1 protein-coding gene is annotated in these 613 nt (G+C 42.4%); it reads left to right on the forward strand.

What is annotated here, in order from left to right; translation table 11 throughout:
- Window positions 1-171 precede the first annotated feature (171 nt).
- The coding region (locus tag ACS8FD_RS22195) for a flavoprotein (RefSeq protein WP_439277456.1) at window positions 172-613 on the forward strand (442 nt) is incomplete at its 3' end.

Below are 613 nucleotides of genomic sequence, written 5' to 3' on the forward strand. Positions count from 1 at the left end.
CTGTCGTCTTCGTGCCAATCTTTTATAGCCACTATTTTTCCTTAAATATGGGTTGATTTTAATTAATTGAAAAAGCAAACAAAATTGGAAGAGAAAACTTTCCCCAATTTATCGCATAATTGTTACTATAAACGCAATTTTATCTTCTAACCTTTTATTGATGTTATGCCTATGTCTAATGTTGTGCTTGCTATTACTGGTGGTATTGCTGCTTATAAATCTGCTGTTTTTGCCCGTTTATTGATTAAAGCGAGGTTTGATGTGCGTGTCATTATGACGACAGGCGCGCAAGCCTTTATCACGCCGCTCACTCTACAAGCCTTGACTGGTAACGAGGTACACATCTCATTGCTTGATGAGCGCGCTGAGGCTGGCATGGGTCATATTGAGCTTGCCAAGTGGGCAGACTTAATAGTCATTGCCCCAGCTTCAGCCAATACCTTGGCTCGGTTGGCAATGGGAATGGCTGATGACCTATTGACTACAGTATGCCTTGCAACTACCGCACCAGTATTGGTTGCCCCAGCGATGAATCAGCAAATGTGGGCGCATCCAGCAGTAAGCTTAAATGTGCAGACGCTAGCTGATATGAATTATCATATTATTGAGCCTG

The organism is Psychrobacter sp. 1U2, assembly GCF_051847575.1.